Source organism: Endozoicomonas sp. ISHI1, from assembly GCF_024606225.1.
GTDB lineage: Bacteria > Pseudomonadota > Gammaproteobacteria > Pseudomonadales > Endozoicomonadaceae > Endozoicomonas_A.
In genome coordinates, this window is sequence record NZ_JAGRPU010000004.1 from 196102 (window position 1) to 212042 (window position 15941).

General features: G+C 42.7%; 5 protein-coding genes. All 5 read left to right on the forward strand.

What is annotated here, in order from left to right; all coding sequences use genetic code 11:
* The first annotated feature begins 239 nt into the window (after positions 1-239).
* Entirely contained in the window at positions 240-4583 is a 4344-nt protein-coding gene (locus tag KBW69_RS05070) for a hypothetical protein (protein WP_257280155.1), read from the forward strand.
* Entirely contained in the window at positions 4580-4708 is a 129-nt protein-coding gene (locus KBW69_RS05075; protein WP_257255043.1) for a hypothetical protein, read from the forward strand. The genes KBW69_RS05070 and KBW69_RS05075 overlap by 4 nt, the downstream gene beginning before the upstream one ends.
* Before the next feature lie 897 nt (positions 4709-5605).
* A complete protein-coding gene (locus tag KBW69_RS05080) occupies positions 5606-8866 on the forward strand; it encodes a hypothetical protein (RefSeq protein ID WP_257280156.1) in 3261 nt (1086 codons plus the stop codon).
* A gap of 199 nt (positions 8867-9065) precedes the next feature.
* On the forward strand, positions 9066-12350 hold the full coding sequence (locus KBW69_RS05085) for a hypothetical protein (RefSeq protein WP_257280157.1): 3285 nt from the start codon (positions 9066-9068) through the stop codon (positions 12348-12350).
* A gap of 305 nt (positions 12351-12655) precedes the next feature.
* Positions 12656-15919: a hypothetical protein gene (locus KBW69_RS05090; RefSeq protein ID WP_257280158.1), complete on the forward strand. Its 3264-nt coding sequence runs from the start codon at positions 12656-12658 to the stop codon at positions 15917-15919.
* Positions 15920-15941 lie beyond the last annotated feature (22 nt).

A 15941-nucleotide genomic window follows, 5' to 3' on the forward strand; every position in this document is an offset into this window, starting at 1 on the left:
AATGCTTCGAGCTTGATGGGGAGCAAGGAATTTGCATGATTTCTTTTTTGCCGGAATCAAAAATATTGACTAGGCTGACTCGCTACTGGCGCTCATTATGAATTCCCGATGCCAAGAAAAACTACAAAGATCATTATTCATTTTCATGCGCCCATCAATTATCGGATTGAAACGATTTCCTTACTGCTTAATCTATGAGAAATTGCGCATTATTTTTCATTTTTTCCCTGCAGTTATTTTTGGCAGGCTTCAGCTATTCAGAGACGGATAATCAGGATTATGGAGAAGATGAACATTGGTTAAACACACTTTCACCTGTTGATTTTGCGTTTCACAGTACCTCACCCTCAGGCTTGTTTTTTCGTGTTGGAAATGATTTTACTTTTCGCCGATATGGTGATTATTTATCACTGAACGGGCTACGCACACTACCCTCGCTCGCATCTAACGCCATGATGTATTGGATGGTGAGCAGGACAACCGCCTACGTGCTCAGTCGCTGGACAGCAAACCCTTTGACGCTGCACACGGCCCAAGTCTTGTCCATGGCCATTTTGCCGGGAGTTAAAAGTGCTCTGTACAGCTGGTATACCGGTACTCGTCTGGGGTCAGAGCAAATTCAGGTGGACCCACCCCACATCCGCAAACGATTTTACCTGGAGCTGATTTACCAGCAGGAAAGTCATCAGCAGATTTTGCGCATAACGCCATTTCCATTGAGCCCACCTACCAGCACCTGGTTGGCAGAGAAGCAACTATCTGGAGGCTACTCCCCCTGGCTGGAGTTGTATGAGGCCAGTTCACAGCACGGTGTCGTTCATATTGATCTCTCATGGGTTTCACCCGAGGCGCCAGAAGGCATTCGCATTGACATTCATTATTCAGACAAAGCCACAGAATCAACGTTAGTCGCACTGACCCACAGCGAAGCTTCAGAAACTCTGCCGGTGAGTATCGAGTCGTTGTTGCATAATGAAGCGAAAGATGAGTTGAAAGCTTTTGCCAAGGGGCATTCCATTGCCAGCCTGTTAACCGATGCAGTCATTAGAAACACCGTAACCCTGATCCACAATCCCGATTCTGCCTTAGCCCGTTTCCCTGTGTCACGGGTTGCTGGCCAGCTTGAATTTGAGGCAGATGGCAATAGCGGCCAGTTGTCTCTTTGTGGTGAGCAACAACCCGATTGCCACAGCCACCTGCAATTGACCTATAAACTGTTTCCATACCCGCATTTTGGCATGACCTTACAGGGCCAGGATCGCATTGAATCCAGCGTTGACGCAACCATTAAACAACTGGCAAATGCCAACCGCGCTGAGTTGATTCTGCAACTGTTGGAAAAGGCGGTTCTGCACTTTTTTATGGCCTCTGTTCAGAAAAACAATCAGGAGTCAAAGAATACTGGCAATGATTATTTTCAGCCGTCCCTGCAACACAACGAAGGAATCCCTGAAACGGCCATAGCACCCTCATACGGTAAACTCGTCGCACCGTTGCAGTTACTCGTTAAAACGATGATGCCAGAGGGAGGTATCTGGAAATCAGGAAAGTGCCGCAACGCTCTATCGATTCTATGGGGACTGCACCCCGGTTTATTTAGGAATCTTATGGTTGAGTCCGAAGCCTTATCACCCGGATCTTTAAATATATTTAAAATCAGTTCGGACGCGAACACTGCCATCTTCACCGAAAAACAAGTTGAGCTGATTCAAAAACTTGTTGATGGTAGAGTTCGTGAATTCACGGAAGATGAGTTTATGAACGTCATCGATTATTTTTCACCAAGAACTTTTAGAAAATATGGGTCTGAAGCTTATTTAGAATCACCTTTTTTTATGAAAGAGTTTGTAAGGAATGGTGTTTTGCAAATTCACGAAATACCAAAAGAAAAAATAACAAAAGATATAATTTTGGCTCAGCCCGGTTATGATCCTTACCAATATTCCTACGATGATCTACCCGTCGAATTGAAAAAGGAGGTTGATTTTCTTATTGAGTACTCAAATATACATGGTATGCCCTATGGTACACCGCCGGAACTGGCCGTTTTTATTTATGGTTATCTGGACACTACGGCGAAAATAAAGTCACTGAATAATCTTCCAGCCAGTTTTAAAAATGATGATTTGTACGATGATCTGATCCGATCAGGAATAATAGAGCTTAAAGACCTTCCAGAGCACATTAAAGAAAAAAACAAAGAGTACTGCCTTTCACAGTTATCAAATGACTTGTGTAAATTATCAGAGGTTCCGGTTCATTTTATGACCAAAGAATCCATCCTGAATTCGATCAGTGGTGTGCATTGGTTTCGTAATTTTAATCGAATTTTATTTCCTCAATATAGTATGTTCACCAAAGATCCTGTTTTTTTTGAAGAGATACTGGTCAAGGCTTTAGCCTACGAATTGGAAGCAATTAAGGGATTGGGTTATTCATACGGCTACATCTTTACAAGTGTATATAATGCTCTCTTAAACAGATATAAAACAGATGAAGAAGCATTTGGTTTGTTATTAAAAAAGCTGGTAAAAGTAAATCCTTTTATTTTAATTTATGTTGAAGATTTCAATGCTATCTTGCCAAAGGATTTGATCGATGCAGCAAAGAGGTCATTATTGGACATGCTAAGCAGTAGACCTGAAGTAAGCGAGCGATTTCATATGACTCTCCTTTACCACTTCTTTGGAAAAGTGAGTGCAGATAACGATTTCATAACCCATGTCCTGAATATTGTTTATCCTTATCTACCTGAACAGAATTACAATAAGCTTTCTGAAGTAATCCTGAAAGAGCAGGACAAAATAGTGCTCAATTCTGAAGTCTTTGACAAGGGAAAATGGCACTTTCTGATCAGGAAGTTACGGCCTGCCAACCCCCACATTGCAATAGACTACATTGAACGGCATCTAAATTTTTTTGACTTATTTGACGACAAAGAGTACCTGGAGCGGTGCTGCACTGATGATATTATCCGGAAAAGGCTTATACACATACTTGTAGAAAGGTTAGTTGCTAATAAACCGTCGTTATTGATGTACTGGAAAGATCGTCTACCTCCGCAATTAATCGATGACACTCTGGATTTTCTCAAAGATCCGGCACTTTTCTTCAAGCTGGATTCTTCCGACCAGTTGACAGAACCCGTTAATCCCCTCAATTTTCAATTGCCAAATCCTTCGGCATTAAAGTTGGTGGTGGCTGCCCACGCATTTGATATTCATCCTGAGGACCTGGCCTCCGGTCGTCAGTTACAGTCAGAATTTGCTCGGGCCGGTGAAACAGTTTTTCAGCGGGTTTATCCTGGTCAACATCCGTTATCACTATTTGAGCAAGAAGGCACCATCGTTGGTGGTCGTACACTGGCAATAGTCAATGGTGAGGAGGTTGATTACTATAAGTTCCATCGGGTCGGAGAGTTTGAGGCCACCCTGGCGCAAGAAGGCATTATGCATCAATTTATTGCCAAAAGTGACCGCTTTAGAAGCCAGAAACCCCGTTTTGGCCAGTACCTGATTGTACAGGAAAAGGATCTTCCCAAGAGTACCCGAGATTTCACTGACCGCCTGCAATTTAGGGATGTTGGTGGTGAAAGAGCCTGTCTGGTCTACCATTTTAAAGCGACAAACGACTATGGTAAATACGCTCACACTCCTGACGATACCAGCACTCCTTACACGACTGCTGAGCAAGGTCTGTTGAACAGCATTCATGATATTGGCGTACTTAATGGCAAGTTCGGCATTATGCCTACGTCAACGATACCATCATTTCACGCTGTCGGGCGTCGTTGGGTGTTCCTCAGTCCGTTGTTGGGGAACTCGGATTATTATGCCTTTCCATTACCCGGAGATTTTGATGGCTGGATCGAAGCCATTGAACGTCCTGATTTTGGTTGGAGTGGTTTGAGGGACTGGGGGGATGTTGAGTTTTATGGCTCCATGAAAAGTGGTCTTGGTTCCAAAGACTCTAAAACCTGGGGTTATACCCCAGAGGTCTTACAGCGGTTAAGTTTTGCCAATGCCATGTGTGAAAACCTGCTGGCAGCTGTTTTGTTAAGGTCACGCTTGCGCCGGGACTCCCCGGATTATTTTTATCAGAATCCAAAGACACTGAAAGAGACAGAAAACTTTATTGAGCAGCTACTTAACGAATACCTTTCGGGTCTGTTTGCAAAAGAAATAGAAGTACAACCCAAGCCAAGATTGCAAAAAATTATGCAGCTTGACGATGGTAAATACCGTTCATGGTTGACTCGCACAGCTCAGGAGATTCTGTACTGGACGGCCCTGCAACCTGATGAGGTACCAGACCGTTGTGCATTTACCCCTTCCAGTGAGTGCTACTCAGAACACTTAAAGCGCACGGGGCATCTGGACAAAATACTGTACCCGAAACCCTTACATCCTTTGGACGCGCAGAAAGCATTTCCCAGAGACTTCCGTAATGACAACGATCAGCTCAATCTCGGAGCCGATAATGGCGTTTTTCCTCTGGTCAGTCTCGCCAAAGGACTTACGTTGTTTGCAAGCAAAATTTTTGCATTCGCAGACCAATACACAGAGGAGGGTAATAGAGAATGACGTTGATACACAGGGTGCGGATCAGTAATGATGATCGATTCGAAGAAAAAGCGGTAGCGATTATACCTGATTTTCACTTCATGATGCGTCCATTCCTTGACGGGTATATGGTGACGTTGCTATAGACTCAAAGAACCAACAAAAAAACCAAGACCTCCCGGATAAACGACAGGTCTTGGTTAGCGAGAATTCGTCTGGTTTTGACACAGCCTTGATATGGCTTTCAATAGCTCAGGGTAATCGTCGTAGAGTAATACCCTCCTCGTGATAGGTCGTTATCAAGATACGCTGAATCCCAGTGTTTAATTAGATGGTTGGGGTCGCTACGTATCGTTAAATAGGGTAAGTCGCCACTTGCGTGCTTGTACCACCTTATGTCTGCCCTATGTCCATGAGCATCACTGACAACGAAATCGAACCAGGACCCATGCCATGCGCAGTGAAAAACCGACGAAGAATAGTATATATGCGTCACAGCCCCTGGCGAAACCCGGGTTCTAAGCCCATTGAAACCAATATCATCCATAGGATAATCTTCCATACAGTAACCATCATCCACGTGCCTGGCCAAGTAGCTGTTATCTGTATTGCTTTTAAAATATAAATTAGCGGTTGATGCCTGTGCAGCCCAACTGGTTACCACTGCAGCAATCAACACAGCGCAGCAAGGGTGTTCTTTCTGTCTCATGGTATTGACTCCAAAGAACAAGTTCATGCAGACAATTTGGCGTGTAGTCATGCAGAAGTATAAACCTACTATGAACAAGGGTAAGTGGCCAAACAACATACCGCTCATGGCTGACGTGCGCAGCTCAGGAAACCCTGTACTGGACGGCCATGCATCCAACACTTCAGGCTATTAACATTGTTTTTTGTTGCACAGGCCTGGCCAACGGTTTTTTTCAACTCTGCAATCCTTCTTTTTTGGAACCTTCGCTTAATTAACGGGTCAATAGTTATAGAGTATTCTTTGGGTGGGCTCACCCTCGTCAAGATTAAGAACAATTAAAGACAGGAGAGCAATGATGGATCAATTATCTCAATCCTCATGTAAGCAAGGGCTAAATCCCTCTACTTACAGTGCTACAGCCGATGTTTCAGAAGATTCTACAGCGAATGATGGCAATGTCAGCGGCAGAACCGTCAGGGTTGAGCTATTTGGAGTCAATCGTGCGGATTCTGCACAAGATCCCTTAACAGGACAAAAAGATCAAAAAAAGGTTAGCATTTCCTCCAGAACCGTTGCTTCAGATGTAGATACCTGTGAAGCCGCTAAACCCATACATAAATTAAAAAAGCTTAAAGCCATTCAGGGTGCGAATACTGCTGTCCTTAGTGACAGACAAGTCGAGCTGATTAAAGGGCTTATGGAGGATAAAGAAGGTAGTTTCACAGTAGATGAATTTATAGATGTAATCGACTTTCTTTCTTATCGTGCTGAAGAAAAATTGCCTGAAGATTATTCCAAATCTTCAACCCTTGTATCAGGAATAATAAGAAATCATCTTTGGGATGTTTTCGTAATGAATCGAAGTGATAACATGAGGAAAGTATTACTAGCAACACCCGAAAGAAAAAAACAGGTACTATTGGCTCATGTCAGGAAAACAGGCTTCAGATATTTGTACGAAGCCCTTTCTGAAGAATTAAAAAATGATATTGACTTTCTGACTGAATACTCAAGTTTGCATGGCATTCCCCGTGGTACACCGCCGAAACTGGCAGTACCAATTTATGAGCGCCTGGATATCGGAGCCAAAATAAAGTCTATAGAGGTTCTGCCGGACAAAATTAAAGATGATCATTTTTATGATGAACTTATCCGTTCAGGAAGAATAAACCTTAGAAATCTGCCGCTAAATATCAGAAAGAAAAACAAAGAGTACTGCCTTTTGCAATTATCAAAAGGTCGGTGTCGATTATCAGAGGTTCCGGATGAGTTTATAACAAAAAAGGCCATTTTGGATTCGCTGAATGGTGGCAATTTTTATGATGATTTTATCAATATTTTCCAAGGTGATAATGAATATGAGATGCTGGACAATGATCCTGACTTTTTTGAAGAAGTACTTATAAAAATTACTTCGACAGCATTGGAAGTAATGATGGAAATCGAAGGTTCAAAAGTTTATCCCTTATCTGATGTTTATCGATGTTGCATAGATAGATACAGGGATGATGGGGAAAAACTTGCTTTATTGCTAAGAAGACTGGTAGAAGCTAATCCTTTTTTTGTTTTAGTTGTTAAAAATATAGATGATGCGTTGCTTCAGAAGCTGATTGAAACAGGAAAAGAATCCCTATCAGGCCTGTTAATCAGTAGACCAGAAATAAGCCGACATTTTGATTCGCAGATTGTTTCTTTTTTCTTTAATAAAGTTAATGCGAGTGATGACTTTAAAACCCGCATCATGAATATTGTTTATGCGTATTTTCCTTGTGATCATTCCTGTCATTTTCCGGAAGAAATAAGGCTGAAGCAAGATGCTATGGTGCTCGCGTATGAGCCTTTTGATGTTGGAGAGCAGCGTATTGTCGATAGACGTTTACGGCCCGATAATGCCAAAGTCATAATAGACTACATTGAACATTTTCAATTTTTTTTAGCTCGTTTTAATGACAAGGAATATCTGGAGAAGTGTTGCACTGACCCGGCAATCCGACAAAGGCTTATTCATGTTCTGGCTAACAGGATCGTTGTAAACAAACGTCGGTTAATGACGGATTGGAAATATTGTGTACCCCGACAATTAATTGATGATGCTCTGGCTTATCTCAATAACCCGGCCCTTTTCTCGGAGCTGGATGTCTCCAGCGCATTGACAGAACCGGTAAATCCTCTCAGATTTCAACAAGCCAATACTCCGGCATTCAAGCTGTTGGTGTCTCTCCACGCCTACGGTTTTCAGTTTGCAGATAAAGACGCCAGTCGTCAGTTGCAATCAGAATTTGACCGTGCAGGTGGCACATACTTTGAAGAGGTTTATCGCGCTCAATATCAACATTCCTTGTCGCTATTTGAAGAAAAGGGAAGCGTCGTGGGTGGCCGTACACTGGCAATATGCAATGGTGAGAGCGTTGATTACTATAAATTCCAGCGACTTGGAGAATCTATAGCCACGCTGGCGCAAGAGGGCATTATGCATCAATTTATTGCCAGGGTGCTTAATAAACGCTTTAAAAGCCAGCTACCCCGTTTTGGTCAGTACCTCATCGTATTGGAAAAGGATCTTCCCGAAAGTATCCAAAGTTTCACTGACCGTTTACAAGTGATCAACAATGCTAATGGTGAAAAAGCCTACCGGGTCTACCACTTCAAGGCGACAAAAAATTACGGTCAATACGCTCATACTCCTGATGGAAGTAGCACCCCTTACGCGATCGCAGAGCGAGGCTTGTTGAACGCCATTCACGACATTGGAGTACTTAATGGCAACGTTGGCGTTATGCCCACGTCAACGATCCCGGCCTTTCATGATACCGGACGTCGTTGGCTGTTCCTTAGCCCGTTGTTGGGTAACTCCAGTTATTTTGCCTTGCCATTACCCGGAACCTTTGGAGGCTGGGTTAAGGCTATAGAACGCCCTGATTTTGGTTGGGATGGCTTACGGGATTGGGGTGATGTTGAGTTCTATGGCTCTATGAAAAGCGGCCTCACTGCCAGAGACTCAAAAGTATCGGGTTATTCTCCCGAGGTTCTACAGCGGTTAAGTTTTGCCAATGCCCTCTGCGAAAACCTGCTGGCAGCCGTGATGTTAAGATCACGTCTGCGTCGGAACTCCCCGGATTATCATTATCAAAACCAACAGACCGTGAAAGAGACAGAAAATTTTATTGAGCAACTGCTTAACGAATACCTGTCAGGCCTGTTAGCAAAAGAAAAAGAATGGCTGCCCAAGTCAAGACTGCCAGAATTTATGGGGGTTCACCCAACAACATACCGCTCGTGGTTGACGCGCACAGCCGAGGAAATCCTCTACTGGACGGCCATGCAACCTCATGAGGCCACAGAGCATTGTACATTTACTCCTTCTGATGAGTGTTACTCAGAACACATAAAGCGAAATGGAAAACTGGATACCGCACTGTACCCAAAACTTTTGGGTACTTTCGACATATATAAAAAATTTCCCAAAGACTTCCATAATGTCAATGACCAACTCAATCTTGGAGCCAACAACGCTGTCTTTCCATTGATCAGTCTGGTCAAGGGACTTACATTGTTTGCCGGCAATATTTTTGCATTCGCAGATCAATACATAGAGGAAGATAATATGGAGTGAGTTATCCCTCCAATGCATCCAACATTTCAGACTATTGAGATTGTCTTGTGTTGCACTGGCCCGGACTTCGGCTTTTTTAAACTCTGTAATCCTTCTTTTTTGGAACTTTCGTTTGATTAACGGGTCAATATCTTTAAGTACTCTTTGATTAGGCTCAACCCCGTCAAGATTAAGGACGATTAAAGATAGGAAAAAAACGATGGACCAATTACCTCAACCCTTATGCAATCAGAGGCAAAATTCTTCTACTTACAGTGCTACAGCCGATGTTACAGAAAGTGCTATAGAAGAAAATGCTACAGAGAATTACGGAAATTTCTCAGGCAGAGTCGTTAGTCCTGTCACTGTTGGGCCATTTGGAGAAAATAACGAAGGTTATACACCAGATCCCGTAACAGGACAAAAAGATCAAAAAGAGATCGGAATCTCCTCCAGAGCCATTGTTCCAGATGTGGCCTGTGAAGCGGCTGAATGTAAATCAGGATTAAAAAAGCTGAAAGCCATTAAGGGTGCGAACACCGCAATCCTCAGCGACAGACAAGTCGAGCTGATTCAAGGATTCCTTGATGGTAAAGAAGGTAGACTCACAGCAGAAGAATTTATAGATGTTATTGACTTTCTCCATAATCAACTTGAAAAAAAATTACCTAAAAAATATTTTAAATCACCAACCCTTTTGTTAGAGATAATAAGAAATCAGTATTGGGATGTTTTCAACACTAAGGGAGGTGATAAAGCATGGGATTTATTAAATTCAACACCTGAAGGCCAAAAACAGATATTATTGAGTTGCGTCAGAAAATATCGTTCCTGTCTTTTCTACGAAAGCTTTCCTGAAGGATTGAAAAATGATATTGATTTTCTGACTGAATGCTCAATTCTGGAGGGTATTCCCTATAATACACCGCCGGAACTGGCGGTGTCGATTTATGAGCGCCTGGATATCGGAGCCAAAATAAAGTCTTTTGGTATTCTGCCGCACACCTTTGTAAATGATGATGTCTGTAACGAGCTTATCCGTTCAGGAAGAATAAAACTTAAAGAACTACCAGCAGACATCAGAAAGAAAAACAAAGAGTACTGCCTTTTGCAATTATCAAAAGGTCTGTGCATGTTATCAGAGGTTCCGGCTCAGTTTATAACAAAAAAAGTCATTTTGGATTCGCTCAATAGTGACAGTATATATGTTGATTTTATCAATATTCTCAAAAGTAGTAGTAAATATAAGATGCTGGAAAATGATCCTGAATTCTTTGAAGAAGTACTTATAAAAACTACTTTACTAGCATTGGAAATAACAATGGAATACAAAGATTCAAAAATCTATCCATTGTCTGATGTTTATCAATGTTGTATAGATAGATACGGGAATGGCAGTAGTAAACTTGCTTTTTTGTTAAAAAGATTGGTAAAAACTAATCCTTTTTTTGTCACAGTCGTTGAAAATAAAGATGGTGAATTGTTTAAGGAATTGATTGGGTTGGGGAAAAAAACGCTGTTGGAGGTGTTAAAAAGTAGACCTGAAATAAGCCAGCGTTTTAATGAGAAGATCCTTACTCTTTTCTTTAATAAAGTTAATGCAAGTGATGATTTTAAAACCCATGTCATTAATGTTGTTTTTTCGTATTTTCCCCGCCTTGGTCTCCGTGATGTATCGGAAGAAATATATCAGAAGCAAGGTGCTATTGTTTTAGGTTCTGAACCTTTTGATGCTGCATATACGTATATTTTGAATCCCGGTAGGCCTTTTCGGCCAGACAAACCCGAACTCATAATAAACTACATAGAACATTATGAAATTTTTTTACAGGGTTTGGATGATAGCAAATATCTGGAGAAGTGTTGCACTGACCCAACAATCAGGCAAAGGTTTATTCATGTTCTGGCTAAAAGGATCATTGCCAACAAGCGGCTTTTCATGAAAGAGTGGAGATTTTGTGTGCCCCGACAATTAATTGATGATACTCTGGCCTATCTCAATAATCCTGCCCTTTTCTCCGAACTGGATGTCTCCGGCACATTAACAGAACCGGTGAATCCTCTCAAATTCCAACAACCCAATACTTCGGCATTCAAGTTGCTGGTGGCTCTCCACGCCTGTGGCTTTCAGTTTGCGGACAAAAACGCCAGTCGTCAGTTGCAATCAGAATTTGACCATGCAGGTCAGACCCACTTTGAAGAGGTACATCGCGGTCAACATCAACATTCATTGTCGCTATTTGAAGGAAAGGGAGACGTCGTGGGTGGCCGTACACTGGCAGTACGCAATGGCAAGAGAGTGGATTACTATAAATTCCAGCGACTTGGAGAGTCCCCAGCCACCCTGGCGCAAGAAGGCATTATGCATAAATTTATTGCCAGGGTGCTTAGTAAACGCTTTAAAAGCCAGCTGCCCCGTTTTGGCCAGTATCTCATCGTACTGGAAAAGGATCTTCCCGAGAGTATCCGAAGATTCACTGACCGTTTACAAGTGATCAACAATGCTAATGGAGAAAAAGCCTACCGGGTCTACCACTTCAAAGCGACAAAAAACTACGGTAAATATGCTCATACTCCTGATGGAACCAGCACTCCTTACTTGATTGCTGAGCGAGGCTTGTTGAATGCCATTCACGACATTGGAGTGCTTAATGGCAACGTCGGCGTTATGCCTACGTCAACGATCCCGGCCTTTCATGATACCGGACGTCGTTGGCTGTTCCTTAGCCCGTTGTTGGGTAACTCCAGTTATTTTGCCTTGCCATTACCCGGAACCTTTGGAGGCTGGGTTAAGGCTATAGAACGCCCTGATTTTGGTTGGGATGGCTTACGGGATTGGGGTGATGTTGAGTTCTATGGCTCTATGAAAAGCGGCCTCACTGCCAGAGACTCAAAAGTATCGGGTTATTCTCCCGAGGTTCTACAGCGGTTAAGTTTTGCCAATGCCCTCTGCGAAAACCTGCTGGCAGCCGTGATGTTAAGATCACGTCTGCGTCGGAACTCCCCGGATTATCATTATCAAAACCAACAGACCGTGAAAGAGACAGAAAATTTTATTGAGCAACTGCTTAACGAATACCTGTCAGGCCTGTTAGCCAAAGAAAAAGAATGGCCGCCCAAATCAAGACTGCCAGAATTTATGGGGGTTGACCAAGTTACTTACCGTTCATGGCTGACTCGCACAGCTGAGGAAATCCTGTACTGGACGGCAATGCAACCTCATGAGGTCAAAGACAATTGTACATTTACTCTTTCTGATGAGTGTTACTCAGAACACATAAAGCAGAGTGGAAACCTGGATACCACACTGTACCCAAAAGCTTTGCGTCGTTTCGACATACATAAAAAATTTCCCAAAGACTTCCATAATGTCAATGACCAACTCAATCTTGGAGCCAACAACGCTGTCTTTCCTCTGATCAGTCTGGTCAAGGGACTTACATTGTTTGTCGGCAATATTTTTGCATTCGCAGATCAATACACAGAGGAGGATAATACAGAATGACGTTGATACTCCCCAGTGCCCCCAACATCTTGGCGAATCATCCTGTTACACATCAATAACCAAGCCACTGCCCGCTGGACAGAAAGACCTTTGGCGCAGCAAACGGCTCAGATCTTATCCCGGCATCACTGACAGTCTATTTGCACTGTTCGGTATGACACAGGCATAGCCAACGGCCTTATTTCAACTCTGGGATCCTTCTTTTTTGGAACTTTCGTTTAATCAACAGGTCAATATATGAAAGCGTTCTTTGGCTGGGCTCACCCTCGTCAAGATTAAGGATAATCAAAGATAGGAAAAAAAGGATGAATCAATTATCTCAACCCTCATGTAATCAGGGGCAAAATCTCTTTACTCGCACCGCTGTAGACCGTGTTACAGAAGATGTTACAGCGAATCATGGCAATGTCACTGGCACTGGCAGAATCGTTAGTCCTGTCAGTAGTGAGCCACTTGCAGAAAAGCGCGAAGATTTCACACCCGATCTCGTAACAGGGCAAAAAGAAATCGGAATTTCCTCCAGAGCCGTTGTTTTAGATGTAGATACCCCTAAGGCCCCTAAAATCAAACCAAAACCAAAAACACTTAAAACCATTCAGGGGGCGAACACTGCTATCTTAACCGACAGACAAGTCAAGCTGATTCAGGAACTCATCGGTTTTAGAAAAGGCAGACTCAGGGTAGATGAATTTATAGATGTTATCGACTTCCTTCGTTGTCGTCCGAAAATAAATTTGCCTAAAGATTATTCCAGATCCCCAACCCTTTTGTCAGGGATAATAAGAAATCAACTATGGAATGTTTTCGATATGGAGGAAAGTGATGAAATGAGGGAGGTATTAATGTCAACCACTGAAAGGAGAAAACAGATATTCCTGGCTGATGTCAGGAGAACAGAATTGAGACATCACTTCACAGACCTTACTGAAGAATTAAAAAATGATATTGATTTTCTGACTGAATATTCAAGTCAGCAGGGTATTCCCTATGGTACACCGCCGAAACTGGCAATACCGATTTATGAGCGTCTGGATATCGCAGCAAAAATAAAATCTTTGCCTGTTCTTCCAGACAGCTTTAAAGATGATGATTTGTATGATCAGCTTATCCGTTCAGGAAGGATACAACTTAAAGACCTGCCACAAGACATCCTGGATAAAAACGAAGAGTACTGTCTTTTACAATTATCGAAGGGGTTGTGTACATTATCAGAGGTTCCGGCTCCGTTTTTAACAAAAAAATCCATTTTGGATTCACTCAATGGTTTCGGTTTGTACGATAATTTTATCGAGTTTTTCAAAAATTATAATAAATATATGACGGCGATCAATGATCCTGACTTCTTTGAAGAGGTACTTCTCAAAGCTACTTCAGCAGCGCTGGAAATAAGAATGAATTGCTATGTTTCAGGCATCTACCCCTTGTCTGATGTTTATCATTATTGCATAGAAAGATACAAAGATGGCAGGGAGGGATTTGCTTCGTTGTTAAAAAGATTGGTAAAAGCTAATCCCTTTTTTGTCATAGTCGTTGAAAATTTGAGTGATTCATTGCTTCAGGAATTGATTGAAATAGGAAAAAAATCATTATCACAAATGTTAAGCACAAGACCTGAAATAAGCCAGGCTTTTGATACAGGAGTCCTTTTTTCTTTCTTTAATAAAGTTAATGCAGAAGATGATTTTAAAAACCGCGTTATGAATATTGTTTATCCGTATTTTCCTGGCAATTATTCCTGCAGTTTCCCGGAAGAAATAAGGCAGAAGCAAGATGCCATAGTCCTGCATTCTGAACCCTTTAGTGCTGGAGAAAGCCATATTATCGACAGACGTTTACGGCCCGAAAAAGCCAAACTCATAATAGACTACATTGAACATTTTCAATTTTTTTTGAATCGTTTTAATGATAAGGAATATCTGGATAAGTGTTGCACTGACCCAACAGTCCGGCAAAGGCTTATTCATGTCCTTGCTAACAGAATCATTGCCAACAAGCAGCTGTTCATGACGGGGTGGAGATCTTGTCTATCCCGACAATTAATTGATGATACTCTGGCTTATCTCAATAATCCTGCCCTTTTCTCCGAACTGGATGTCTCCGGCACATTAACAGAACCGGTGAATCCTCTCAAATTTCAACAACCCAATACTTCGGCATTCAAGTTGCTGGTGTCTCTCCACGCCTATGGCTTTCAGTTCGCGGACAAAGACGGCAGTCGTCAGTTGCAATCAAAATTTGATACTGCAGGTTGCACACATTTTGAATTAGTTTCTCGTGGTCAACATCAACATTCATTGTCGCTATTTGAAGGAAAGGGAGTCATCGCCGGTGGTCGTACACTGGCAGTACAGAATGGTAAGGAAGTTGATTACTATAAATTCCAGCGACTTGGAGAGTCCGAAGCCACCCTGGCGCAAGAAGGCATTATGCATCAATTTATTGCCAGTGTGCCCAATGACCGCTTTAAAAGTCAGCTACCCCGTTTCGGTCAGTACCTCACCGTATTGGAAAAGGATCTTCCCAAGAGTATCCAAGATTTCACTGATCGTTTACAAGTGACCAATGTTGATGGTGAAAAAGCCTACCGGGTCTACCATTTCAAAGCGACCAACAATTATGGTCAATACGCTCATACTCCGGATGAAACCAGCACCACCCCTTACGCGATCGCTGAGCGAGGCCTGTTGAACGGCATTCACGACATTGGAGTACTTAATGGCAACGTTGGCGTTATGCCCACGTCAACGATCCCGGCCTTTCATGATACCGGACGTCGTTGGTTGTTCCTTAGCCCGTTGTTGGGTAACTCCAGTTATTTTGCCTTGCCATTACCCGGAACCTTTGGTGGCTGGGTGAAGGCCATAGAACGCCCTGATTTTGGTTGGGATGGTCTACGGGATTGGGGGGATGTTGAGTTCTATGGCGCTATGAAAAGCGGCATCACTGCCAGAGACTCAAAAACGTCGGGATATACTCCCGAGGTTCTACAGCGGTTAAGTTTTGCCAATGCCCTCTGCGAAAACCTGCTGGCAGCCGTGCTGTTAAGATCGCGCTTGCGTCGGGACTCCCCGGATTATCATTATCAAATTCAACAGACCGTGAAAGAGACAGAAAATTTTATTGAGCAACTGCTTAACGAATACCTGTCAGGCCTGTTAGCCAAAGAAAAAGAATGTCAGCCCAGGTCAAGACTGCCAGAATTTATGGGGGTTGACCAAGTGACATACCGTTCATGGCTGACTCGCACCGCTGAGGAAATCCTGTACTGGACGGCTATGCAACCTCATGAGGCTAAAGACAATTGTAGCTTTACTCTTTCTGATGAGTGTTACTCAGAACACATAAAGAGTAGTGGAAACCTGGATGCCACACTGTACCCACATGTTTTGCGTCGTTTCGACATACATAAAAAATTTCCTGAAGACTTCCATAATGTCAATGACCAACTCAATCTCGGAGCCAATAACTCCACCTTTCCCCTGATCAGTCTGGTCAAGGGACTTACGTTGTTTGCCGGTAATGTTTTTGCATTCGCAGGCCAATACACAGAGGAGGATGATATGGAGTGAGGAATATATTCCGCCAGCGCAT

What these genes read in the sequence shown, in the direction of transcription:
- KBW69_RS05075 (WP_257255043.1), top strand. Translation starts at nt 4,580, where the DNA reads ATGACGTTGATACACAGGGTGCGGATCAGTAATGATGATCGATTCGAA.
- KBW69_RS05080 (WP_257280156.1), top strand. Translation starts at nt 5,606, where the DNA reads ATGATGGATCAATTATCTCAATCCTCATGTAAGCAAGGGCTAAATCCC.
- KBW69_RS05085 (WP_257280157.1), top strand. Translation starts at nt 9,066, where the DNA reads ATGGACCAATTACCTCAACCCTTATGCAATCAGAGGCAAAATTCTTCT.
- KBW69_RS05090 (WP_257280158.1), top strand. Translation starts at nt 12,656, where the DNA reads ATGAATCAATTATCTCAACCCTCATGTAATCAGGGGCAAAATCTCTTT.